The organism is Rhodococcus sp. 852002-51564_SCH6189132-a, from assembly GCF_001665495.1.
GTDB lineage: Bacteria > Actinomycetota > Actinomycetes > Mycobacteriales > Mycobacteriaceae > Rhodococcus > Rhodococcus pyridinivorans.
This window is the reverse complement of the sequence record NZ_LZMJ01000044.1, coordinates 1-21,228: the sequence shown is the minus strand read 5'-3', so window position 1 is coordinate 21,228 and position 21,228 is coordinate 1. Positions and strand designations below refer to the sequence as shown.

General features: G+C 69.2%; 23 protein-coding genes. 18 read left to right on the top strand and 5 right to left on the bottom strand.

Annotated features, from left to right (window positions below; all coding sequences use genetic code 11):
- From A5767_RS10835 to dprA, 8 genes are all read left to right on the top strand, one after another.
- Positions 1–906, top strand: coding sequence for a hypothetical protein (locus A5767_RS10835; protein WP_024100629.1), 906 nt, complete (start codon positions 1–3; stop codon positions 904–906).
- An 83-nt stretch (positions 907–989) separates the two neighbouring features.
- Positions 990–1,331, top strand: a complete 342-nt coding sequence (gene rplS, locus A5767_RS10830) for a 50S ribosomal protein L19 (protein WP_006550960.1) — start codon at positions 990–992, stop codon at positions 1,329–1,331.
- A 228-nt stretch (positions 1,332–1,559) separates the two neighbouring features.
- A complete protein-coding gene (lepB, locus tag A5767_RS10825; protein ID WP_006550961.1) occupies positions 1,560–2,369 on the top strand; it encodes a signal peptidase I in 810 nt (269 codons plus the stop codon).
- Positions 2,366–3,118, top strand: coding sequence for a ribonuclease HII (locus A5767_RS10820; RefSeq protein ID WP_024100630.1), 753 nt, complete (start codon positions 2,366–2,368; stop codon positions 3,116–3,118). Before lepB ends, A5767_RS10820 begins: the two co-directional genes overlap by 4 nt.
- Positions 3,119–3,155: 37 nt before the next feature.
- The gene (locus tag A5767_RS10815; RefSeq protein ID WP_006550963.1) at positions 3,156–3,470 is read left to right on the top strand and encodes a DUF2469 domain-containing protein; all 315 of its coding nucleotides are present in this window, start codon (positions 3,156–3,158) and stop codon (positions 3,468–3,470) included.
- A gap of 177 nt (positions 3,471–3,647) precedes the next feature.
- The gene (locus A5767_RS10810) at positions 3,648–4,022 is read left to right on the top strand and encodes a YraN family protein (protein WP_064852287.1); all 375 of its coding nucleotides are present in this window, start codon (positions 3,648–3,650) and stop codon (positions 4,020–4,022) included.
- A complete protein-coding gene (locus A5767_RS10805) occupies positions 4,022–5,530 on the top strand; it encodes a YifB family Mg chelatase-like AAA ATPase (RefSeq protein WP_064852286.1) in 1,509 nt (502 codons plus the stop codon). The genes A5767_RS10810 and A5767_RS10805 overlap by 1 nt, the downstream gene beginning before the upstream one ends.
- The gene (dprA, locus tag A5767_RS10800) at positions 5,527–6,660 is read left to right on the top strand and encodes a DNA-processing protein DprA (protein ID WP_024100631.1); all 1,134 of its coding nucleotides are present in this window, start codon (positions 5,527–5,529) and stop codon (positions 6,658–6,660) included. Before A5767_RS10805 ends, dprA begins: the two co-directional genes overlap by 4 nt.
- 24 nt (positions 6,661–6,684) lie before the next feature.
- Here the strand turns inward: dprA and A5767_RS10795 are convergent, their stop codons facing one another.
- Entirely contained in the window at positions 6,685–8,001 is a 1,317-nt protein-coding gene (locus A5767_RS10795) for a ClC family H(+)/Cl(-) exchange transporter (protein ID WP_024100632.1), read from the bottom strand.
- A gap of 142 nt (positions 8,002–8,143) precedes the next feature.
- Positions 8,144–8,410, bottom strand: a complete 267-nt coding sequence (locus tag A5767_RS10790) for a DUF6953 family protein (protein ID WP_006550968.1) — start codon at positions 8,408–8,410, stop codon at positions 8,144–8,146.
- A 114-nt stretch (positions 8,411–8,524) separates the two neighbouring features.
- On the opposite strand from A5767_RS10790, the gene A5767_RS10785 reads away from it, so the two are divergent.
- On the top strand, positions 8,525–9,289 hold the full coding sequence (locus A5767_RS10785) for a siderophore-interacting protein (RefSeq protein ID WP_006550969.1): 765 nt from the start codon (positions 8,525–8,527) through the stop codon (positions 9,287–9,289).
- A gap of 15 nt (positions 9,290–9,304) precedes the next feature.
- Here the strand turns inward: A5767_RS10785 and A5767_RS10780 are convergent, their stop codons facing one another.
- Complete coding sequence (locus A5767_RS10780) at positions 9,305–10,492, bottom strand: multidrug effflux MFS transporter (RefSeq protein ID WP_024100634.1); 1,188 nt, start codon at positions 10,490–10,492, stop codon at positions 9,305–9,307.
- 85 nt (positions 10,493–10,577) lie between these two features.
- On the opposite strand from A5767_RS10780, the gene A5767_RS10775 reads away from it, so the two are divergent.
- A complete protein-coding gene (locus A5767_RS10775; protein ID WP_064852285.1) occupies positions 10,578–11,516 on the top strand; it encodes a tyrosine recombinase XerC in 939 nt (312 codons plus the stop codon).
- 66 nt (positions 11,517–11,582) lie between these two features.
- On the top strand, positions 11,583–13,103 hold the full coding sequence (locus A5767_RS10770) for a MinD/ParA family ATP-binding protein (RefSeq protein ID WP_064852284.1): 1,521 nt from the start codon (positions 11,583–11,585) through the stop codon (positions 13,101–13,103).
- A 74-nt stretch (positions 13,104–13,177) separates the two neighbouring features.
- On the opposite strand, the gene A5767_RS10765 is transcribed toward A5767_RS10770, so the two are convergent.
- Complete coding sequence (locus tag A5767_RS10765) at positions 13,178–13,681, bottom strand: M23 family metallopeptidase (RefSeq protein WP_064852283.1); 504 nt, start codon at positions 13,679–13,681, stop codon at positions 13,178–13,180.
- A 308-nt stretch (positions 13,682–13,989) separates the two neighbouring features.
- Here A5767_RS10765 and rpsB point away from each other — a divergent pair, with 308 nt between their 5' ends.
- The 6 genes from rpsB to A5767_RS10735 all read left to right on the top strand — a co-directional run bounded on the left by rpsB (position 13,990) and on the right by A5767_RS10735 (position 18,994).
- Entirely contained in the window at positions 13,990–14,832 is an 843-nt protein-coding gene (rpsB, locus tag A5767_RS10760) for a 30S ribosomal protein S2 (protein WP_024100637.1), read from the top strand.
- A 130-nt stretch (positions 14,833–14,962) separates the two neighbouring features.
- Positions 14,963–15,787 carry a translation elongation factor Ts gene (tsf, locus tag A5767_RS10755; RefSeq protein ID WP_006550975.1) on the top strand — a complete coding sequence of 275 codons (825 nt, stop codon included), beginning with the start codon at positions 14,963–14,965 and terminating at the stop codon, positions 15,785–15,787.
- A 197-nt stretch (positions 15,788–15,984) separates the two neighbouring features.
- On the top strand, positions 15,985–16,713 hold the full coding sequence (gene pyrH / locus A5767_RS10750) for a UMP kinase (protein WP_006550976.1): 729 nt from the start codon (positions 15,985–15,987) through the stop codon (positions 16,711–16,713).
- Between the two features lie 28 nt (positions 16,714–16,741).
- Positions 16,742–17,299, top strand: a complete 558-nt coding sequence (gene frr, locus A5767_RS10745; protein WP_006550977.1) for a ribosome recycling factor — start codon at positions 16,742–16,744, stop codon at positions 17,297–17,299.
- 2 nt (positions 17,300–17,301) lie between these two features.
- A complete protein-coding gene (locus A5767_RS10740) occupies positions 17,302–18,240 on the top strand; it encodes a phosphatidate cytidylyltransferase (protein WP_064852282.1) in 939 nt (312 codons plus the stop codon).
- A gap of 7 nt (positions 18,241–18,247) precedes the next feature.
- Entirely contained in the window at positions 18,248–18,994 is a 747-nt protein-coding gene (locus tag A5767_RS10735; RefSeq protein ID WP_052039969.1) for a class I SAM-dependent methyltransferase, read from the top strand.
- A gap of 12 nt (positions 18,995–19,006) precedes the next feature.
- On the opposite strand, the gene A5767_RS10730 is transcribed toward A5767_RS10735, so the two are convergent.
- On the bottom strand, positions 19,007–19,840 hold the full coding sequence (locus tag A5767_RS10730; RefSeq protein ID WP_064852281.1) for an HpcH/HpaI aldolase/citrate lyase family protein: 834 nt from the start codon (positions 19,838–19,840) through the stop codon (positions 19,007–19,009).
- A gap of 136 nt (positions 19,841–19,976) precedes the next feature.
- Between A5767_RS10730 and rlmN the strand changes: the two genes are divergently transcribed.
- Entirely contained in the window at positions 19,977–21,086 is a 1,110-nt protein-coding gene (rlmN, locus tag A5767_RS10725; RefSeq protein ID WP_024100641.1) for a 23S rRNA (adenine(2503)-C(2))-methyltransferase RlmN, read from the top strand.
- The last annotated feature ends 142 nt before the right edge of the window (positions 21,087–21,228 follow it).

Genomic DNA, 21,228 nt, shown 5'->3' with positions numbered 1-21,228 from the left:
ATGCTCGACTGGATGCGGCGCGAGATCGTCGATCAGGGCCGCCTGCCGCTGCTGTTCTTCTTGCTCGGTTTCGTGGCCGCGTTCGTCTTCATCCGGATCAGCGTGCGGTTGATCCGCGCGCAGGTGCGCTGGTGGCCCGGCAACATCACCCCGGGCGGTCAGCACGTGCACCACGTGGTGTTCGGTGTCGTCACGATGGTGATCGCCGGTGGGGGACTGATCGCGATCTCGGAGGACGCGAACCGCGTCGCCGCGTGCATCCTCGCGGCGCTCTTCGGAGTCGGTGCCGCACTGACACTCGACGAGTTCGCGTTGATCTTCTATCTGAACGACGTGTACTGGGAAGAACAGGGACGGGTGTCCGTCGACGCCGTCTTCGTGGCGATCGCCGTGACCGGGATGTGGTTGCTCGGTCTGCGACCGTTCGAACTCGGGGACACCACGAACTTCGAGGACAGCGGTGACTGGGCCGGACGGGCCGCGCTGGTGGTGGCTGTGCTCGTGAACCTCCTGCTCGCCGCGATCGTCCTGGCGAAAGGAAAGATCTGGACGGGCCTGGTGGGGCTGTTCGTCGTTCCGCTGCTGTGGGTCGGCGCGATCCGGCTCTCCCGGCCCGGCGCGCCCTGGGCTCGCTGGCGGTACGGCAAGCGGCCCCGTCGCATGGCGCGCGCGCTCGAACGCGAACGTCGACTGCGGCGCCCGGTGATCCGCGCCAAGATCTTCGTGCAGGATCTCGTCGCGGGCGCACCGACGCTCGAAACCGTGCGGGGCAGTGTCGAGCACTCGCGCACCGCGACCGAGGCCGAACTGGACCGTCGCGTCAAGCCGGCGCCACCGCCGATTTCATCGATCGATGTTCCGTCTGGCACAATGGACGGGTTGCCCCGTTCGGGCACGCCTACCTGACCTGGGCACGAACCGGTCGAGCCCGCCACACGGCGGTCGCCGCCAGGTTCCTCTGCTCGAGCGAACAAGAGGATGAAAAACCGATGAACACCCTGGACTTTCTGGACGCCAAGTCGCTGCGCGACGACATCCCGGACTTCCGTCCCGGCGACACTCTCGACGTGCACGTCAAGGTCATCGAGGGCAGCAAGGAGCGTGTGCAGGTCTTCAAGGGCGTCGTGATTCGGCGTCAGGGCGGCGGCATCCGCGAGACCTTCACCGTCCGCAAGGTTTCCTTCGGCGTCGGCGTGGAGCGCACCTTCCCGGTCCACAGCCCCAACCTCGCCAAGATCGACGTGCTGACCCGTGGCGACGTCCGTCGCGCGAAGCTCTACTACCTGCGTGAGCTGCGCGGCAAGGCTGCCAAGATCAAGGAGAAGCGCTGATCTTCGGCCGCTGACCAGCCCCTCGGGCTGCTCGGCACGGCTCCCGAGCCACCCGATACAGCATCCGACGACCCGGCCCGGACTTCCGTCCCGGCCGGGTCGTCGTCGTTGTGGGCAGCGGTCTGTCGCTCTCCCGTCCGGTCGACGGTCGTCCTCGGCGGGCCGCCGTGCCGCAGACGCTAGTCTGTCGAGGTGGCAGATTCCCCGCACGATCCGGCTCGACCGGATGTGAACCGCAACGATGTTCGAGGTTCGGCTCGGAGCGATCGAGCCGACGGTGCACACCACCGGCGCGAGGACCCCGCAGCGAAGGACACCGCCCCGAAGGCGAAGAAGCAGAAGTCGTTCTGGCGTGAACTGCCGATCCTGGTCGTCGTCGCACTGGCCCTGAGCTTCCTGCTGCAGACCTTCGTGGCGCGGGTCTATCTCATCCCCTCGGAGTCGATGGAGCCGACACTGCACGGCTGCCCGGGCTGCACCGGCGACCGCATCGTCGTCGAGAAGGTGGGATACCGCTTCACCGACCCCCGTCCCGGCGACGTCATCGTCTTCGAAGGCCCCGACTCGTGGTCGGCCGGCTACACCTCGACCCGTTCCGACAACGTCGTCGTGCGGGGACTGCAGGAGATCGGTTCGCTCGTCGGCGTCGTGCCGCCGGACGAGAACGACCTCGTCAAGCGCGTGATCGCGACCGGCGGGCAGACGGTGGAATGCTGCGACGACCAGGGCCGTGTCCTCGTCGACGGTGTCCCGCTCGACGAGCCGTACGTGACCATGGACTTCCCGTTCACCCCGGGTGTCGTCACCTGCGAGACCGAGGTCCCCTCCGGGCGTTGCTTCGGGCCCGTCACCGTGCCCGAGGGCCACGTCTGGGTGATGGGCGACAACCGCAGTAACTCGGCCGACTCGCGCTACCACGTCGGGGACGAGCACCAGGGCTCTATCCCGCTGGACAATGTCATCGGAAAAGCCCGCTTCATCGTGCTGCCTCCCGGCAGATGGGGCCTCATCGACTCACCGGAGATCCTTCCCTCGTGACTGCTTGGCCACCTCGACCCGTGATCCGTCGCTCCTCCGGACTGCGCACCATGGAGTCCGCGCTCGCGCGGTGCGGTCTCGGTCCGGTAGCGGGGGTCGACGAAGCCGGCCGCGGTGCCTGCGCCGGGCCGCTCGTCGTCGCCGCGTGCGTGCTCGGCGACCGGCCGCACGCGTCGCTCGACCGGCTCGACGATTCGAAGAAGCTCACCGAACGCATCCGCGAGGAGTTGTACTCGGTGATCGTGCGACGCGCCCGGGCGTGGAGCGTGGTGGTGATCCCCGCGGAGGAGGTCGACGCGATCGGCATCCACGTCGCCAACATCGAAGGCATGCGACGCGCGGTGGCAGGTCTGTCGACTCCGCCCGGTTACGTGCTGACCGACGGCTTCCGGGTGCCCGGACTGCCCGCGCCGTCGCTGCCCGTGATCGGCGGCGACGCGGCGGCCGCGTGCATCGCGGCGGCCAGCGTGCTCGCGAAGGTTACACGCGATCGCATGATGGTCGACCTCGACGGCGAGCTACCGGAGTACGGTTTCGCAGTACACAAGGGCTACAGCACGCCGACGCACATGGCGGCGTTGGCCGAGCACGGCCCGTCGCCGCAGCACCGGCGGTCGTGGGCCAATGTGCGCTCGGTGTGCGGAGTGCCCGCAGTGCGACGTCGGCTGTTCGCCGACGACCTGGTTCGTCGATCGTATGCAGACGACCTGGGGCGTCGATTGTTCACCGACGAGGCGGATGCGGGATGATTGCAGGACACACCAGACTGGGAGGACACCGAGACCGATGAGTGCCGAGGATCTCGAGAAGTACGAAACCGAGATGGAACTCTCGCTGTACAGGGAGTACCGGGACATCGTCGGTCAGTTCGCGTACGTCGTGGAGACCGAACGCCGGTTCTACCTGGCGAACGCGGTGGAATTGCTGCCGCACAACGCCAACGGCGAAGTGTACTTCGAAGTGCGCATGTCCGACGCCTGGGTGTGGGACATGTACCGTCCCGCCCGCTTCGTCAAGCACGTCCGTGTCATCACCTTCAAGGACGTCAACATCGAAGAGCTCGACAAGCCCGAACTGAGACTGCCCGACAAGCTGGGCTGACGCCCTCGGGGATGACCCTGCGCACAGCGGCCGCATCCTAGCCGGGGCGCCGACACCGAGCCGTTCTCCGTGGCTCGTCGCCCGCCGTTGTGCACAGGCACCGCACTCATCCACAGTTTCCCCGATCTTCGTGCTCGGACCCCGATTCCGCGTGCCCCGGTCCTCCACAGTGGGGGCATGCAGGGGACCAATCGGACATCACACAACCGGGATCTGGGCGCGCGAGGCGAGGATCTTGCCGCCGAATACCTCGAGTCGGCCGGCATGGTCGTGCTCGAACGGAACTGGCGCAGCCGATACGGCGAACTCGATCTCATCGCACAGGACGGCGCGTCCGTCGTCTTCGTCGAGGTCAAGACCCGCACCGGCACCGGCTACGGCACCCCCGCCGAGGCGGTGACGCCCGCGAAGGCCGAACGGATCCGTCGCCTCGCCGGACAGTGGTTGTCCGAGCAGACGCGCCGCTGGTCGCACATCCGCGTCGATGTGGTCACCGTCCTGCTCGCGCGGGGACACGCCCCGGAGATCACCCATCGCAAGCAGGTCCTCTGATGGCGCTCGGCCGTGCCTGGTCGGTCGCCGTCTCCGGGATCGACGGGCAGGTCGTCGAGATCGAAGCCGACATCGGGCGAGGTCTGCCGGGCGTGACGATGGTCGGGCTACCCGACACCGCGCTCCAGGAGTCGCGCGACCGGGTGCGCGCCGCCGTGTCGAATTCCGGTGCCAAGTGGCCGGATTCGAAGGTCGTGCTCGCACTGTCGCCGGCCACGCTGCCGAAGGTCGGCAGTGTCTACGATCTCGGACTGGCGTGCGCGGTGCTCGACGCAGCGGATGTCGTGCCGACCGAGGCCGTCTCCCGGACGGTGCTGCTCGGCGAACTCGCGCTCGACGGGCGCGTCAGGCCGGTGCGCGGTGTGCTGCCCGCCGTGATCACGGCGAAGAAACACGGCTGGTCGCGCGTGGTGGTGCCGACCGCGACGATGACCGAAGCGGCGCTCGTCGACGGCATCGACGTCTACGGCGCCGAGACACTGCGCGAGTTGGTGCTCTGGCTCCAGGGCGACGGTCCGCTCGAACGGCCCGATCCGCGCGCGCTGCCACCGCGGGCGGTGCGCGGCGATCTCAGCGAAGTGGTCGGCCAGCACGAAGCGCGTCGCGCGATCGAGGTCGCTGCGGCCGGCGCGCACCACCTGATGTTGACCGGCCCGCCGGGAATCGGGAAAACAATGCTCGCGCAGCGACTTCCGGGGATCCTGCCGGACCTGGACGAAAGTCACGCCCTCGAGGTGACGGCCATCCATTCGGTGGCGGGCACCCTCACCAGCGACCGGCCGCTCGTGACGGAGCCGCCCTTCATCGCGCCCCATCACACGGCGTCGGTGAGTTCGCTGATCGGAGGCGGTACCGGCATGGCGAAACCCGGCGCGGTGAGCCGGGCACACCGTGGCGTGCTGTTCCTCGACGAGGTCGCCGAGATGGGGACGAAGACACTCGAAGCGCTGCGGACGCCGCTCGAGGACGGGGAGGTGCGCATCGCCCGCCGGGACGGTGTCGCGCGATATCCGGCCCGCTTCCAGCTGATCCTCGCCGCCAACCCGTGCCCGTGCGCACCACCACGCGACGCCGACTGCGTGTGTGCGCCGACCGCACGTCGCCGCTATCTGGGGCGTCTGTCGGGCCCGCTCCTCGACCGCGTCGACCTGCGGGTCCGGATGCAAGCCGTCGCGACCAGCGCGTTGATGGGGGAGACCGGCGAGAGCACCGACGACGTACGGGCGCGCGTCGCCCGGGCGAGAGCCGCGGCACGCGAGCGGTGGGCCGAGCACGGCTGGGCCACCAACGCCGAGGTGCCCGGGCCGGCTCTCCGGCAGAAGTTCCGTCTTCCACGTGCTGCGCTCGAACCCGTCGAATGGGCGCTGCGCAAGGGCGCCATCACCGCGCGAGGAGCGGATCGGGCACTGCGGGTCGCGTGGACGCTGAGCGACCTCGACGGTTCTGATTCGCCGACGGCGACGCACGTCGCTGCCGCACTCGACTTCCGGGATCGGGGTGTCGCATGAGCGGGCACGGCGACGAACGGCGCCTGGCCTGGGCCTATCTGTCGACCGTCGCACAGGGTGCGTCACGTTCGTTGTCGGCGGCAGTGGAAGCCGAGGGTGTACTCGAGGTGGCAGCCGCCATCCGGTCGGGTGCGGGCCTCGACGAACTCTCGTCGCGGTACTCGGTGCGGGCACACCTCGATACCGCGGCACGGGATCTCGATCGTTTGGGACGGGCCGGCGGGCGACTGGTCACGCCCGACGACGACGAATGGCCTGCCTGGCAGATGCTCGGCTTCGGCACTCTCGACACCGCGACCGACGCCGAAGGGCCACCCCTCGCGCTGTGGGTGTGGGGGAGCCGGCGGATCGACGACCTCGCCGAACGCGCGATCGGCATCGTCGGGACCCGCGCCGCGAGCGGTTACGGGGAGCACGTCACCGCCGAGATCGCCGGGGATCTCGCCGCCGACGGATGGACGGTCGTGTCCGGCGCGGCCTTCGGCGTCGACGCGGCCGCACACCGCGCGGCGCTCGGGGTGGGTGGCACCACCGTCGCGATCCTGGCCTGCGGTGTCGACCGGGCGTATCCGGCGGCACACGCGACGATGTTGCGGCGGATCTCCGAATCGGGTCTGGTGGTGAGCGAGTATCCCCCGGGCACGACTCCGGCGCGGTACCGGTTCCTCGCCCGCAACCGGCTGATCGCGGCGTTGTCCGCCGGCACGGTCGTCGTCGAGGCGGGCTGGCGCAGCGGGGCGCGCAACACCGCGGCGTGGGCGCGACGACTCGGGCGGCCTGTCATGGCGGTGCCCGGACCGGTGACCTCGGCGGCCTCGCAGGGCTGTCACCGCATGATCAGGGAGGGCGAGGCGCGTCTGGTGGGCGCGGCGCGCGACGTCGTCGAGGAGTGCGGTCCGCTGCTGGCGGGCGGGGACGACGACCTCGACGGCCTGTTCCGCCGCGACCTGGACGGATTGTCGGGCGACATGGCCCTGGTCTACGAGGCGCTTCCGGCGTCGGATGTCTGTGATCCGGCGATGGTGGCCGAGTCCGCGGGGCTGCCGATCGAGCGGGTGCGGGCGGCGCTGCCCCTGCTCGAACTCGACGGTCTGGTGGTGGTGACGGACGGAGGGTGGCGGCGGGCGTGACGGCGGATCGACGCCCGGGGCGGTCTACCCCCGGTCGGGAGGGGTGCCGAACATGCGGTCGCGCAGGCTGTCGTAGATGGGCGGGACCCGCGTGGAATACGCCACGACGACGGCGCAGATCGTCGCGGCGAGCATCGGGACCGTCACTCCCGTCGCCGCGGTCATCTCCACGACGAGGACGACTCCGGTGATCGGGGCCCGCACCGACGCGCCGAAGAGAGCGGCCATCCCCGCGATGGCCATCGGCACGGCCAGGGACGACCCGATCCCGGGGACGATCGCGGTACAGATCCCGGCGCACAACAGACCCCAGAGAGCGCCCAGTGCGAGGAGCGGCGCGAACAGTCCGCCCGGTGTCCCGGCCGCGTACGACAGCGGGCCGGCGACGAACCGCAGCAGGACGTACCAGGCGACCACCGGCAGTGCGAGCGCACCACCGCTCACCACGTGCTGGACGAGGGAGTCGCCGCCACCGCCGGCCCACGGTGCGACCACGGACAACAACCCGACGAGTCCGCCGATGATTGCAGCCTTCATCACCGGGGAGAGCAACCGGACCGACTCCACCACGCTCAGCGAGCCCAGGACCATCCGATTGTAGGCCGCGCCGAGCAGTCCGGTGAGCAGACCGAACACCACGAACACGGGCAGCAGGACGATCGACGGGGGAGCGATGGGGTCCACGGCGAAGTCGGGGGTGTCGCCGACGATCGTCCGCGAGCACACCACCGCGGCGGCCACCGACAGGACGACGGGTACGACCGTGCGGAAACGGAAGCTGCCGGTGACCTCCTCGAAGACGAACAGCGCACCGCCGATCGGGGCATTGAACGCGACCGCGAGTCCGGCACCGGACACCGAGGTCTGCAGCAGACGTTCGTGCTCGGGACGCCGGGCGCAGCGTGCGGTCTCGGCGCCCACCGCGGCACCCATGTGCACGATCGGGCCCTCCCGTCCCAGGACGAGACCCGACCCGATCGACAGGAGCGCCCCGACGAATCTGGAGGGCAGCACCGACAGAGGTGGTGGCTCGGCCTGCCCGCGGTCGACGGCTTCGACGTGCTGGATTCCGCTACCCGAGGCGAGGGGGACCATCCGGACGATCAGCGCTGCGAGCAGAGCGCCAAGGATCGTGATTCCCACCGGCACGAGCCATCCCGGACCGGGAAGTTCGTGCGCCCACTCCGCGGTGTGGATCCGCCATCGCTCGAGCCGTTCCAGGCACCAGCGGAAGGCCCCGCCGACGACGCCGATGACGGCGCCGGCCACGATCGCCAGCACACAGATCGTCGCCAGTTCGCGAGCGGGAACGGTAGGTTCCCGCACGTTCTCGATGTCCATCCGGCGCCCTCCGGCCTGCCGCCGACGCGCCGATCCGCCCGGCGGTGCCGGAGACGGTCGCGCGAAGGAGTCGTGACCGTATGTTCACAGACTCCGAGACGTTTCGCGGGGACGCGCGAGGGTGAATTCGGAGGAGGACCGCCTACTCGGCCGAGGTGTCGGCGGTCGGCTCGTCCTCGACGTACCAAGCGCGGTCCTCGCGGTCCCATTTCACGGCACCGCGGTGGGCCTTGCGGAACTCCTTGAGGACGGCGCGGTCGATCGAGGGGTGGCCGTTGTCGTTCACGTAGATCCACTCGGAGCCGAACTTGGCCTCGATCGCGTCGACCATGTCGGTCTGGGTGACCCTGCGTTCGGTGGTGATGATGTCGGTCATCCATGTGGCGATGTCGGCCGCGGTGGTGCTCATGTTCTCGAGCCTAGAGCCTCGCCGATCGTGACCTCCCCGCCGCACCCCGCGACAGAGTACGGTGACGCGAGATAGGTAACCCTAATAGGAGGTTCGGTGGCACGGAAAGCGCCCATGGGGACGACACTCACGGTTCTGCGGACCGAGGCGATCGGCGAGCACTTCGTCCGCGTGGTGCTCGGCGGAGACGGCTTCGGCGAGTTCCAGGCCCGTGCGGAGACCGACAGCTACGTGAAGATCGAGCTGCCCGCGGGGGACGAGACGGTCGTCCGCACCTACACCGTCCGGCGCGTGGACCCGGACGCCGGGGAGATCTGGATCGACTTCGTCGTGCACGGCGACGAGGGTGTCGCGGGGCCGTGGGCTCGCTCGGTGCAACCGGGCACGCAGGTCGTGGTGCGGGGACCCGGCGCGGGATACCGGCCCGATCGCTCCGCCGACTTCCATCTGCTCGCCGGCGACGAGACCGCGATCCCTGCGATCGCGACTGCGCTCGAGGACCTGCCCGCTGACGCGCGGGGCGCGGTCTTCCTGGAGGTCATCGGTCCAGGCGACGAACTGAAACTCGACGCGCCGGCGGGTGTGGACATCACGTGGCTCCATCGCGGTGTCGCGGCCGGTGACGCCGGTGCCGACCTGATCGACGGCAACTCGCCGCTCGTCGCAGCGGTGAAGGCCCTGCCCTGGCCGGGCGGCGACGTGCAGGTCTTCGTGCACGGTGAGGCCGAGGCCGTCATGAAGCACATCCGGCCGTACCTGCGGAAGGAACGGGCCGTACCGCCGGCACGCGCGTCGATCTCGGGTTACTGGCGTCGCGGACGCACCGAGGAGGGCTTCCGCGTGTGGAAGAGCGAACTGGCGGCCGTCGAGAGCAACTGACGGCGGCGGTTCGCGTCAGCTCGAGGACTCGCGCGCCGGCACCGCGGCCGAGTCACGCGCCAGCACCGCAGCGGAGGTGAGCGCGAGTCCCGAGCACACGACGATGGCGACGGCCATCGGGATACCTGTGCCTTCGCCGCCGAGCCCGACGAGGGGGGAGACCACGGCGGCGAGACCGAACTGGGAGGCGCCGATCACGGCGGAGCCCGTACCGGCCGCCTTCGGGACCTGCGACTGGGCCAGCGCGGTGGCGTTGCCCAGCGTCAGGCCCATCATGCTGATCGCGACGAACAGCAGCGGCAGGATCAGCGCCGCGACGTAGCCGACGACGACCATCGTCAGCAACAGCAGGGCGCCCGCCGTGAACATGGTTGTCACACCGAAGAGCAGCAGTGTCCGCACCTCGAACCGGCCGATGAGGCGGGTGTTGACGGCATTGGCCAGCACGAGACCGGCCGAGTTCACGGCGAACACCATCGAGAACTGGCCGGGGCTCAGACCGAGGATGTTCTGGGTGACGAACGGCGAGGCCGAGATGTACGAGAACATGGCGCCGAAGCCCAGGGCCATCGCGGCGGCGTAACCGACGAAGCGTCGCTGCCGGAGGACGTACCCGAAGTTGCCGGCCATCGTCTTCAGACCGCCGCCGTGCCGCTTCTCCGGCGGCAGGGTCTCCGGGACGAACGCGAAGGCGCCGACGGCCATCAGGACGGCCAGGCCCGTGAGCACCCAGAAGATGCCGCGCCATCCGATCGGTCCCAGCAGCACACCACCGAGCAGAGGAGCGGCGACGGGCGCGATGCCACCGATGATCATCATCAGGCTGAACAGCTTGGCGGCCTGATTGCCTCGCGCCCGGTCGGCGATGACCGCCCGGGCGAGGACGATGCCGGTGCCGCCGCTGAAGCCCTGGACCAGACGCGCAGCGATCAGGATCTCGACGGTGGGTGCCATCGCGCAGATCGCGCTGCTCACCGCCAGGACGATCGTGCCGGCGAGGATCAGCCGTCGACGGCCCCAGCCGTCCGACAGGGGACCCACGAGCAGCTGGCCGAGTCCGAGACCCGCCATGAACGTCGTGAGTGTGAGCTGGACGCCGACGGTCGAACTGCCCAGGCTCTCCGCCATGACGGGAAGTCCCGGGAGGTACATGTCCGTGGCGAGCGGCGCGATCGCCGACAGCAACGCCAGGGCGCACAACATCGGTACCGGGATCGTTTTGTTCACGAAAGCACCTTAGTCGGCGCGGGCCGTTGCACCCGAGGCGGTCGTGCCGCACGGTAGACCCATGCGAGGCAAGGAATCCGACATGCTCCCCGCGACGCTGGACGTGCACCTCGGGGACTTCGTCGACCACCTCCGCCTCGAAGGCAACCGCTCGGAACACACGATCCGCGCCTATCGCGCCGACATCCGTTCGCTGTTGCAGCACCTCGCCGACCGCAATCCCGATGCGCGCATCACCGACCTCGACCTCGATCTGCTGCGATCCTGGCTCGCCGGGATGGTGGCGGCGGGAGCGGCCCGCACCACGCTCGCGCGGCGCACCTCGTCGGCACGCGTCTTCACGGCATGGCTCGTACGCACCCGCCGACTCGACGCCGATCCGGCGACGCGTCTGGTCTCGCCACGTCCGCACCGCTCCCTGCCCGCCGTGCTCCGCGACGACCAGGCACTGGAGATCATGGAGGCCGCGAAATCCGGTGCGCGTGAACTCGATCCCGTCGCACTGCGTGACCGGGTGATCGTCGAGCTGCTCTATGCCACCGGAATCCGGGTCGGTGAGCTGTGCGCGGTCGAGATCGACGACGTCGACGCCGAGCGGCGGGTCGTCCGGGTTCTCGGCAAGGGCGACAAGGAACGGATCGTTCCCTACGGAGGTCCCGCGGCAGAGGCGCTCGACGCGTGGCTGCGTCACGGACGCCCGCATCTCACACGACCGTCGTCGGGTGCGGCGCTGCTGCTGGGCAAGCGTGGTGGCCGGATCGATCAGCGGCAGGTCCGGTCTGTGGTGCACGACGCCGTCTCGTCGGTGCCGGGCGCACCCGACCTCGCACCGCACGGCCTGCGGCACAGTGCTGCGACGCACCTGCTCGAAGGGGGAGCGGACCTGCGCGTGGTCCAGGAGGTGCTGGGCCATTCGAGTCTGGCCACCACGCAGCTCTACACCCACGTGTCGGTGGCGCGTCTGCGCGCCGCGCACGATCAGGCTCATCCCCGCGCCTGATCGGCCTGCCCGAGAAGCCGTCCCGGTTTGATAGCGTGCGCCGGCACCATCGAATCGGGGGAACAGATGAGACGCAACGAACCGGGTCCTGCCGTGCCCGCCTGGCTGCAGGACCCACCGGAATCCGGAACCGACCACGCGCGACGCGGCCTCCGCCGCGCGGCCAGAGTCGCCGAGACGCTCGGCTCCTCCACTTCGCCTGGCGACGGTGCGATTCCGCCCACTGCCTCCGCTCCGATCGAGATGACGGCCTCCGTGCCTCTCGGCATGGCGTTGCGGCCCCGGATCAGCGCAGACGACCCGGAGCCGGAGGCGTCCGAACCGCTCGTCGCGCACAAACCGGCGCGACCCGAGAATCCGGTGCTCCCATCGTCGGAGCCCGAGGTGGCGGTCTCGGCAGCGACCGATGCGGTGGTTCCGGAAGCCGTGACCGAACCCGAGCCTGAGCCCGTCTTCTCGGAAGCGGCACCCGAAGCCATGGAGACGCAGCCCGACACTGTGGCACCTGCACCTGCACCTGCACCTGAGGTGTCGGGCCCGGAGACTACGGAGGTCGCTCTTGGACCGGTCGAACCCGAGGTCTCGGGCCCGCTACCGGCGCGAACGGACGCTCCGGTCGACGACCTGCAACACGAGGCCCATCGGTTCGACCATCAGCCGTCGAATGTCGACCTCGCGTCGGGAGTGCTCGTCCGCAGGTCACGACGTTCCACGCGGCGGTGGCGGGAGCGGGTCGACCGGCTGACCGGCGGCAGGCTCGACGGAGGAGGCAGTGAGCGCCGCGAGGAGCTCGTCGCCCGGATCCGCCAGCCGATCCCGGGCGACTACCGGATCGCGGTGCTGTCGCTGAAGGGCGGGGTGGGAAAGACCACCACGACCGTCGGGCTCGGGTCGACGTTCGCGTCGCTGCGTGGCGACTGCGTCATCGCCGTCGACGCGAATCCGGACTTCGGCACCCTCGGGCAGAGAATTCCGCAGCAGACCACCTCGACGGTGCGGGACCTGCTCGCGAACGCGTCGAACATCCGCCGGTACTCGGACGTGCGTGCCCACACCTCCCAGGCGCCGAGCCGGCTCGAAGTGCTCGCGAGCGAACGCGATCCCGCTGCCTCCCAAGCGTTCAGCGAGGAGGACTACCGCCGCGTCGTCGGCATTCTGCAGGTCTACTACAACGTGATCCTCACCGACTGCGGGACCGGGATCATGCATTCGGTTATGCGGGGCGTGCTGGACCTGGCGAACACCCTCGTCCTCGTCGCCTCACCTGCGGTCGACGCGGCCCGCAGTGCGGCGGCGACCCTCGACTGGCTGCAGGCGCACGGCTACTCCGACCTGGTCGAACGCACGGTCGTGGTGATCAGCTCGCCGCGCCCGGGTGCGGCGAGCATCGACATGGACGCGCTGACCGCGCATTTCCTCGCGCGGTGCCGGGCGGTGAAGGTGCTGCCCTTCGACGAGCATCTCGCCGAGGGAGCCGAGATCGATCTCGAACGCCTCCGCCCCGCGACACGCACGGCGTTCGTCGAACTCGCCGCGATGGTCGCCGACGACTTCCCTGCACTGTCGGGTCGACACGCGGGGCGCTAGTCGGGTCGACACGCGGGGCGCTAGTCGGGTCGACACGCAGTGCGCCAGGCGGGGCGCACGGGCCCCGGGACGTCTCATACCGGCAGCAGGCGGATCACCGGGCGCTCGACGAGGGGCAGCGGGTCGAGATAGTCGTCGCGGCCGCGTCGGAGTCCCCAGTGCAGGCATGCGGGGGAGGCGCAGCTATCGTGACCGGCGACGACGGTGCCGATGGGATCGCCCCTCGTCACCCGGCGACCCGCGGCGACCGCCGCCTCCACCGGCTCGTAGGTGGTGCGCAGCCCGCCCTCGTGATCGACGGAGACCACAGGCTTCCCGGCCACGACACCGGCGAACGCGACGACGCCGTCACCGACGGCCACGACGGTCTGCCCCACGTGTGCGTCGAGGTCGACACCGCGGTGACCGGGGAGCCAGTTCTGCTCGGGCGGGTCGAACTGCCGGCTCACGACCGGCCGGGGATCGAGCGGCCACACGAACCGTCCGGCGTCGGCCGATCCGGGTCCCGGCGCAGCGGTGAGCACGACGACCACGGCGATCACGACGGCGAGCGACCGGAGGAGAGCGGTGAGGAGCATGCCCGCCAGCCTCGTGAATCGGAGTCGCTGCGCACCAGGGGGGCGACGCGATCTGTGCACAACTCCGGATCCGTCCACAGGTCCGGTGACTCCCGGTTAGGGATCCGCGCCTGCTCCGCGTACACTTGTCGGGCGGTCTGTATACGCAGATCGACTTCGCGCGTCCGCGCATCGATGCCGACCCGTTTCTCCGGGCCGCATCGGAAATGGCCGTCGGCCGGTCCCGCAAGGGTTCGACGGGCATGTGGGCGCCAGGGCGGGGATCGGAAGATCCACCGCGGAAACCGACACGAAAGAGAGAAACAGGCATGCCTGTTGTGACTATGCGGCAGCTGCTCGACAGCGGCGCCCACTTCGGACACCAGACCCGTCGCTGGAACCCGAAGATGAAGCGGTTCATCTTCACCGACCGCAACGGCATCTACATCATCGACCTGCAGCAGACCCTGACGTACATCGACAAGGCGTACGAGTTCGTCAAGGAGACCGTCGCTCACGGTGGAACCGTGCTGTTCGTCGGCACCAAGAAGCAGGCTCAGGAATCCATCGCCGAAGAGGCCACCCGCGTGGGCATGCCCTACGTGAACCAGCGCTGGCTCGGCGGCATGCTCACCAACTTCTCGACCGTTCACAAGCGCCTGCAGCGCCTGAAGGAGCTCGAGTCGATGGAGCAGACCGGCGGCTTCGAGGGACGCACCAAGAAGGAAATCCTCATGCTCACGCGTGAGAAGAACAAGCTGGAGCGCACCCTCGGCGGCATCCGCGACATGGCGAAGGTTCCGTCGGCGATCTGGGTCGTCGACACCAACAAGGAGCACATCGCCGTCGGTGAGGCCCGCAAGCTGAACATCCCGGTCATCGCCATCCTCGACACCAACTGCGATCCGGACCTCGTCGACTACCCGATCCCGGGCAACGACGACGCGATCCGTTCCGCGGCGTTGCTGACCAAGGTCGTCGCTTCCGCCGTCGCCGAGGGCCTGCAGGCCCGCGCCGGCAAGAGCAGCGACGCGGAGGCCAAGCCCGAGGCCGGTGCCGAGCCTCTCGCCGAGTGGGAGCAGGAGCTGCTCGCGCAGGCCACCCCCGCCGCCGACGCCGAGGCGCCCGCAGCGGACGTAGCCCCCGCAGCAGACGCGGCCCCCGAGGCCTGATTCGTTGCCCGGCCCCGACCTTCCGATCGAGAGATCCTGGTCGGGGCCGTCGCATCGCGGCCCGAGCTCATCCGCGCGACAGGGCCGCCCCCAGAGACTTTTCCACCACAGACACAGGAGGCTCGCTTCCATGGCGAACTACACCGCCGCCGACGTCAAGCGTCTCCGTGAGCTCACCGGCTCCGGAATGCTGGACTGCAAGAACGCTCTCGCCGACAACGACGGCGACTTCGACAAGGCCGTCGAGCAGCTGCGCATCAAGGGTGCCAAGGACGTGGGCAAGCGCGCCGAGCGCTCCACCGCCGAAGGCCTCGTCGTCGCCAAGGACGGCGTTCTCGTCGAGCTGAACTCCGAGACCGACTTCGTCGCCAAGAACGACGAGTTCCAGGCTCTCGCCGACAAGGTCGTCACCGCTGCCGCACAGGCCCGCGCGAACGACGTCGAGGCGCTCAAGGCCGTCGAGGCCGACGGCAAGACCGTCGACGCCCTCGTCCAGGAGCTGTCCGCGAAGATCGGCGAGAAGCTCGAGCTGCGTCGCGTTGCCGCTTTCGACGGTCAGACCGCCGTCTACCTGCACAAGCGTGCTTCCGACCTGCCGCCGTCCGTCGGCGTGCTCGTCGAGTACACCGGTGAGGGCGACGCTGCTGCAGAGGCCGCTCGCGCTGCCGCCATGCAGATCGCCGCTCTGAAGGCCAAGTACGTCACCCGTGACGAGGTTCCCGAGGACATCGTCGCCAACGAGCGTCGTATCGCCGAGGAGACCGCCAAGGCCGAGGGCAAGCCGGAGCAGGCTCTGCCGAAGATCGTCGAAGGCCGCGTCAACGGCTACTTCAAGGATGTCGTCCTGCTCGAGCAGGCGTCCGTGACGGACTCGAAGAAGACCGTCAAGGCGATCCTCGACGAGGCCGGCGCGAACGTCGTCCGCTTCGTGCGTTTCGAGGTCGGCGCCAGCTAGTTCTTCCACTCCACGACCCCGTCGGTGCTGCTACCGGCGGGGTCGAGGTGTGTCGGGCCACGCCGCCTCGGGGCCCGGAGGCGCCCGCGCGTGCTGCGCGGTGACAGGTGTGGCGTGTCTATCCGCCCGATCTCGGTTCCCGCGAGCGGATGAGGCAGGATGATAAGGGCCGATTCATGCGCAACCAGAGGAGAGTCATGTCCGACCACGCCCACGATCGGCCCGGGTTCCGCCGGGTACTGCTCAAGCTCGGCGGCGAGATGTTCGGCGGCGGCAAGGTCGGACTCGACCCGGACGTGGTGACGACGGTGGCCCAGCAGATCGCGGAGGTCGTGCGCGGTGGCGCCGAGGTCGCGGTCGTGATCGGTGGCGGCAACTTCTTCCGCGGCGCCGAACTCCAGCAGCGCGGTCTCGAACGCGCGCGATCCGACTACATGGGCATGCTCGGCACGGTCATGAACTCCCTTGCGCTGCAGGACTTCCTGGAAAAGGAAGGCATCGACACCCGCGTCCAGACCGCCATCACGATGGGGCAGGTCGCCGAGCCCTACCTGCCGCTGCGTGCGCGCCGCCACCTCGAGAAGGGGCGTGTGGTCATCTTCGGTGCCGGCATGGGCATGCCGTACTTCTCCACCGACACCACCGCCGCGCAGCGCGCACTCGAGATCGGCGCCGAGGTCGTCCTCATGGCGAAGGCCGTGGACGGTGTCTATTCCGACGATCCCCGCACGAACCCGGATGCGGTGCTGTTCGAGGAGATCACCCATCGCGAGGTCATCGAACAGGGCCTCAAGGTCGCCGACGCGACCGCCTTCAGCCTGTGCATGGACAACGCCATGCCGATCATGGTCTTCAATCTGCTGACCAAGGGCAATATCGCCCGAGCCATCGCCGGTGAGAAGATCGGAACACTCGTACGGTCATGAACGGACAACGGAACATGGAGGAACTGCCGTGATCGATGAAGCCCTCTTCGAAGCAGAAGAGAAGATGGAGAAGGCCGTCACGGTGGCCCGGGACGATCTGGGTGGCATCCGGACCGGTCGCGCGAACCCGGGCATGTTCAACCGCATCGTCGTCGACTACTACGGGGCTCCCACGCCGATCACGCAGATCGCCAGCATCAATGTTCCCGAGGCGCGCATGGTCATCGTCAAGCCGTACGAGGCCTCGCAGCTGAACGCGATCGAGACCGCGATCCGCAACTCCGATCTCGGTGTCAATCCCACCAACGACGGCAACATCATCCGCATCTCGGTCCCGCAGCTCACCGAGGAGCGTCGCCGCGAACTCGTCAAGCAGGCAAAGGCCAAGGGCGAGGACGCCAAGGTCGCCGTGCGCAACGTCCGCCGCAAGGCGATGGAGGAACTCGGCCGCATCCAGAAGGAGGGCGAGGCCGGCGAGGACGATGTGAACCGCGCCGAGAAGGAACTCGACAAGACGACCGCCAAGTACGTCGGTCAGATCGACGAGTTGATCAAGCACAAGGAAGCCGAACTGATGGAGGTCTGACAGTGGGTCGAGCCGACGGGTCCTCCGACCCGCAGCTTCCACTCGGTGCCGGAGCCGACTCCGGTGCCTCCCCTGCAGACCCGGCACCGGCCCCCGACCCTGCGTCGGAGCCGGTGAAGAAACCCTCACGGGCGGGACGCGACCTGCCGGCCGCCTTCGCGGTCGGCGGGGGTCTGGGTGCGCTCGTCATCGGGATCCTGCTGTTCGCCCCGAAGGCGTGGCTCGCCGTCGTCGCGATCGCCATCGGCATCGCGACCTGGGAGGTCACCAAGCGTCTGCGTGAAGCCGACGTGCTCGTCCCCAGACTGCCGCTGCTGGCCGGTGGTCAGGCGATGATCTGGCTCGGGTGGCCGTACGGCACAACGGGTGTGCTCGGCGCGTTCGCGGGCACGGTCGTCGTGACGATGCTGTGGCGCCTGTTCGACCACGGTCTCGTGGCGCAGCCACGCAACTACCTGCGCGACACCGCTGTCGCGGTCTTCGTCGCCGCCTGGTTGCCGCTGCTGGCGTCGTTCGCGACCCTCATGGTCCTCGAGGATCAGGGCGCGCAGCGCGTGTTCTGCCTGATGCTCGTGTGCGTGGCGTCGGACATCGGTGGCTACGCAGCGGGCGTGCTCTTCGGTAAGCACCCGATGGTGCCGGCGATCAGCCCGAAGAAGTCCTGGGAGGGGTTCGGCGGGTCGCTCGTGGCGTGCGTCGCCGTCGGCGTCCTCACGGTCATGCTTCTGCTCGACGGCCCGTGGTGGGTCGGTGTGATCCTCGGTGCGGTGCTCGTGTTCACGGCGACGGCCGGAGATCTGATCGAGTCGCAGGTCAAACGCGACCTCGGCATCAAGGACATGGGCACCTTGCTGCCCGGTCACGGCGGCATCATGGACCGGCTCGACTCGATCCTGCCGTCGGCCTTCGTCACCTGGCTGATCCTCACGGCCTTCGTGTAGTCGGCCGATGGTGCGTCCGTCGAAGCTTCGTGCGCCGAAGTCGGGAAGTGGTGTGATCGCCAGCCCCAACATCTGGCACTGGCCCGAGGTGTACGAGGAGGAGAACCGCGCGCAGGACCCCCGCGGCGCCGTGTACGCGGCGCTGCGGGAGGCCGCGGACTGGATCGGCCGCCACGTCGTCGACGTCGGGTGCGGTTCGGGTTTCCACCTTCCGATGTTCGCGTCCGACGCACGCACGGTGACCGGAATCGAGCCGCACCCGCCGCTGGTCGCCGCGGCCCGCACCCGCGTGAAAGGTCTTCCGTCGGTCACCGTGACGGAAGGCTCCGCCGCGGACATGCCGCTGCCTGACGCCTCGGTCGATCTCGTCCACGCCCGCACCGCCTACTTCTTCGGCCCCGGGTGCGGCGCCGGAATCCTCGAGGCCATGCGGGTGCTGCGTCCCGGCGGGGCGCTCGCCGTCGTCGACCTCGACGCCACCGCCCATCCCTACGGCGACTGGATGCGCGACGACCTCCCGCACTACGACCCGGCCGCGGTCGAGGCGTTCTTCGAGGCGCAGGGATTCGATCTGCGCCGCATCGACACGCTGTGGGAGTTCCCGGACCGCGCGACCCTCGAGCGGGTGCTCGGCATCGAGTTCGCACCCCGCGTCGCGACCCGGGCGATCCGGGAGACACCCGGCACGACGCTCACCGTCCGCTACCGGCTGCACGTGCGCCGCAGACCCATCGGCGGCCTGGAACTGAGCTGAGACCGGTCAGCGCTACCGGCCGATACCGAACATCCGCGCCAGCTCGGTGATCTTCTTCGCCTTCGCGAGGTTCGGCAGGTCGCTGCCGTCGCGGACGTTGCGCCCGTCCTCACCGAGCTTGTCGATGATGCCTTCCGCCCAGTCCACGTCCGTGCTGTTCGGGCTCAGAGCCACGTTCGCGTACGACGCGCGTTCGCCGGTCATGCACAACTTGCCGGTCATCCCCATCGAGCGCGTCAGCTCGGCCTCACGTTCGAGGACCTCGGGGTCGTCGCTGAGTGTGGGTCCGTCGATGGGTCCCGGCAGGCGCGCGGCGCGGCTCGTGATGACCAACCGCGATCGCGCGTACGCCATCGCCATCGGGCTGTCGCTCATGCCGGTGTCGCGCCGGAAGTCGCCGCTGCCGAAGACCAGGCGGAAGGTGCCCTCCGCGCGGGCGATCTCGGGAGCCGCCTCGAGACCCATCGCCGACTCGATCAACACGAGGATGCGCGTGCCCTCCGGCAGCAGGTCGGCGGTGGCCTCGACCTGGTGACCGCTCTCCGCCTTCGCGAGCATGACGCCCTGCAGGCCCGATAGGCCGGCGAGCGCGGCGAGATCGTCGGCCCAGAACGACGTGGTGGCGTCGTTGACCCGCACCCAGGCCTTCCCACCCTCGCGCAGCCACGCCACGATGCCGTCGCGAGCGGCGGGTTTGGCCGCGGCGGGCACGGCATCCTCGAGGTCGAGCACCACCGCATCGGCGGGCGAGCCGACGGCGGCGTCGAAGAGATCGGGGGAGCGGCCCGGAACGAGCAACCACGAGCGTGCGACTTCGGGAGCGACGAGACCGGTCATGATGTCCATGCTCCCGTATTCCCCCTCCGCGCCCGGGTGACTCGGCGTGAGGGAGACCGAGCGGTGCCACCGGCACAGGAATGGGGGCGAGTATCACAGCGACGCCCGGACCCATCCGTCCCGGATCATGGGACAATAGGTGATTATGGCTTCTTCCCTGCCCCTGGTCTTCGATGCACCCAAGCGTGGTCTTCCGCCACGCCATCTCGCCGACCTCGACGCAGATCAGCGTCGTGATGCGGTGCGCGAACTGGGGCTTCCGGCCTTTCGCGCCGACCAGCTCGCCCGCCAGTACTACGGGCGGCTCGAGGCGGATCCGGTGAAGATGACCGATCTGCCCGCCGCCGTCCGCGACAAGGTGGGGGAGGCGTTGTTCCCGCCTCTGCTCAGCGCGGTCCGGCACATCGCGTGCGACGGAGGGGAGACTCGCAAGACCCTGTGGCGCGCCCACGACGGCACCCTGCTCGAGAGCGTCCTCATGCGCTATCCCGACCGCGCCACGCTGTGCATCTCCAGCCAGGCCGGATGCGGCATGGCATGCCCGTTCTGTGCGACCGGCCAGGGCGGCCTCGACCGGAACCTGTCCACGGCGGAGATCGTCGATCAGGTGCGTGCGGCTGCTGCGGCGCTGCGCGACGGTGACGTCGCCGGCGGACCCGGACGGCTGTCGAACGTCGTGTTCATGGGCATGGGGGAGCCGCTCGCGAACTACAAGCGGGTGGTCGCGGCGGTGCGCCGCATCACCTCACCTGCCCCCGAAGGGCTCGGCCTGTCGCAGCGCTCGGTCACCGTCTCCACCGTGGGACTGGCACCGGCCATCCGGCGCCTCGCCGACGAAGGACTCAGCGTCACCCTCGCGGTGTCGCTGCACACCCCGGACGACGAACTGCGCGACACCCTCGTCCCCGTCAACAACAGGTGGTCGGTCGCCGAGGTTCTCGAGGCGGCGCGATACTACGCCGACAAGACCGGCCGGCGCGTCTCGATCGAGTACGCCCTCATCCGCGACGTCAACGACCAGCCGTGGCGCGCCGACATGCTCGGCAAGAAGCTCCACAAGGCGCTCGGGTCGCTCGTGCACGTCAACTTGATCCCACTGAACCCCACACCGGGCAGCGAGTGGGACGCCAGCCCGAAGGACGTCGAACGCGAATTCGTGCGGCGCGTGCAGGCCCAGGGCGTGTCGTGCACCGTGCGCGACACGCGTGGCCAGGAGATCGCGGCAGCCTGCGGGCAGCTCGCCGCCGAAGGCTGAGGCGGCACCGAATACACGACGGGGCCCGTCCGGAGAATTCCGGACGGGCCCGAACGTTCGTGGAACTAGTGGCTCGTCACGCAACCTTGGCCGGATAATACGGGTACTCGGTCCACGATCGGATCGGCGAGTCCGGGGCGAA

Coding starts and splice junctions, on each gene's coding strand:
- A5767_RS10835 (WP_024100629.1), top strand. CDS start 1: ATGCTCGACTGGATGCGGCGCGAGATCGTCGATCAGGGCCGCCTGCCG.
- A5767_RS10810 (WP_064852287.1), top strand. CDS start 3,648: ATGCAGGGGACCAATCGGACATCACACAACCGGGATCTGGGCGCGCGA.
- A5767_RS10785 (WP_006550969.1), top strand. CDS start 8,525: ATGGGGACGACACTCACGGTTCTGCGGACCGAGGCGATCGGCGAGCAC.
- A5767_RS10790 (WP_006550968.1), bottom strand. CDS start 8,410: ATGAGCACCACCGCGGCCGACATCGCCACATGGATGACCGACATCATC.
- rpsB (WP_024100637.1), top strand. CDS start 13,990: ATGCCTGTTGTGACTATGCGGCAGCTGCTCGACAGCGGCGCCCACTTC.
- A5767_RS10780 (WP_024100634.1), bottom strand. CDS start 10,492: ATGTTGTGCGCCCTGGCGTTGCTGTCGGCGATCGCGCCGCTCGCCACG.
- A5767_RS10815 (WP_006550963.1), top strand. CDS start 3,156: ATGAGTGCCGAGGATCTCGAGAAGTACGAAACCGAGATGGAACTCTCG.
- A5767_RS10730 (WP_064852281.1), bottom strand. CDS start 19,840: ATGGACATCATGACCGGTCTCGTCGCTCCCGAAGTCGCACGCTCGTGG.
- A5767_RS10775 (WP_064852285.1), top strand. CDS start 10,578: ATGCGAGGCAAGGAATCCGACATGCTCCCCGCGACGCTGGACGTGCAC.
- A5767_RS10805 (WP_064852286.1), top strand. CDS start 4,022: ATGGCGCTCGGCCGTGCCTGGTCGGTCGCCGTCTCCGGGATCGACGGG.
- tsf (WP_006550975.1), top strand. CDS start 14,963: ATGGCGAACTACACCGCCGCCGACGTCAAGCGTCTCCGTGAGCTCACC.
- dprA (WP_024100631.1), top strand. CDS start 5,527: ATGAGCGGGCACGGCGACGAACGGCGCCTGGCCTGGGCCTATCTGTCG.
- A5767_RS10795 (WP_024100632.1), bottom strand. CDS start 8,001: ATGGACATCGAGAACGTGCGGGAACCTACCGTTCCCGCTCGCGAACTG.
- rlmN (WP_024100641.1), top strand. CDS start 19,977: ATGGCTTCTTCCCTGCCCCTGGTCTTCGATGCACCCAAGCGTGGTCTT.
- rplS (WP_006550960.1), top strand. CDS start 990: ATGAACACCCTGGACTTTCTGGACGCCAAGTCGCTGCGCGACGACATC.
- A5767_RS10765 (WP_064852283.1), bottom strand. CDS start 13,681: ATGCTCCTCACCGCTCTCCTCCGGTCGCTCGCCGTCGTGATCGCCGTG.
- A5767_RS10735 (WP_052039969.1), top strand. CDS start 18,248: ATGGTGCGTCCGTCGAAGCTTCGTGCGCCGAAGTCGGGAAGTGGTGTG.
- pyrH (WP_006550976.1), top strand. CDS start 15,985: ATGTCCGACCACGCCCACGATCGGCCCGGGTTCCGCCGGGTACTGCTC.
- A5767_RS10770 (WP_064852284.1), top strand. CDS start 11,583: ATGAGACGCAACGAACCGGGTCCTGCCGTGCCCGCCTGGCTGCAGGAC.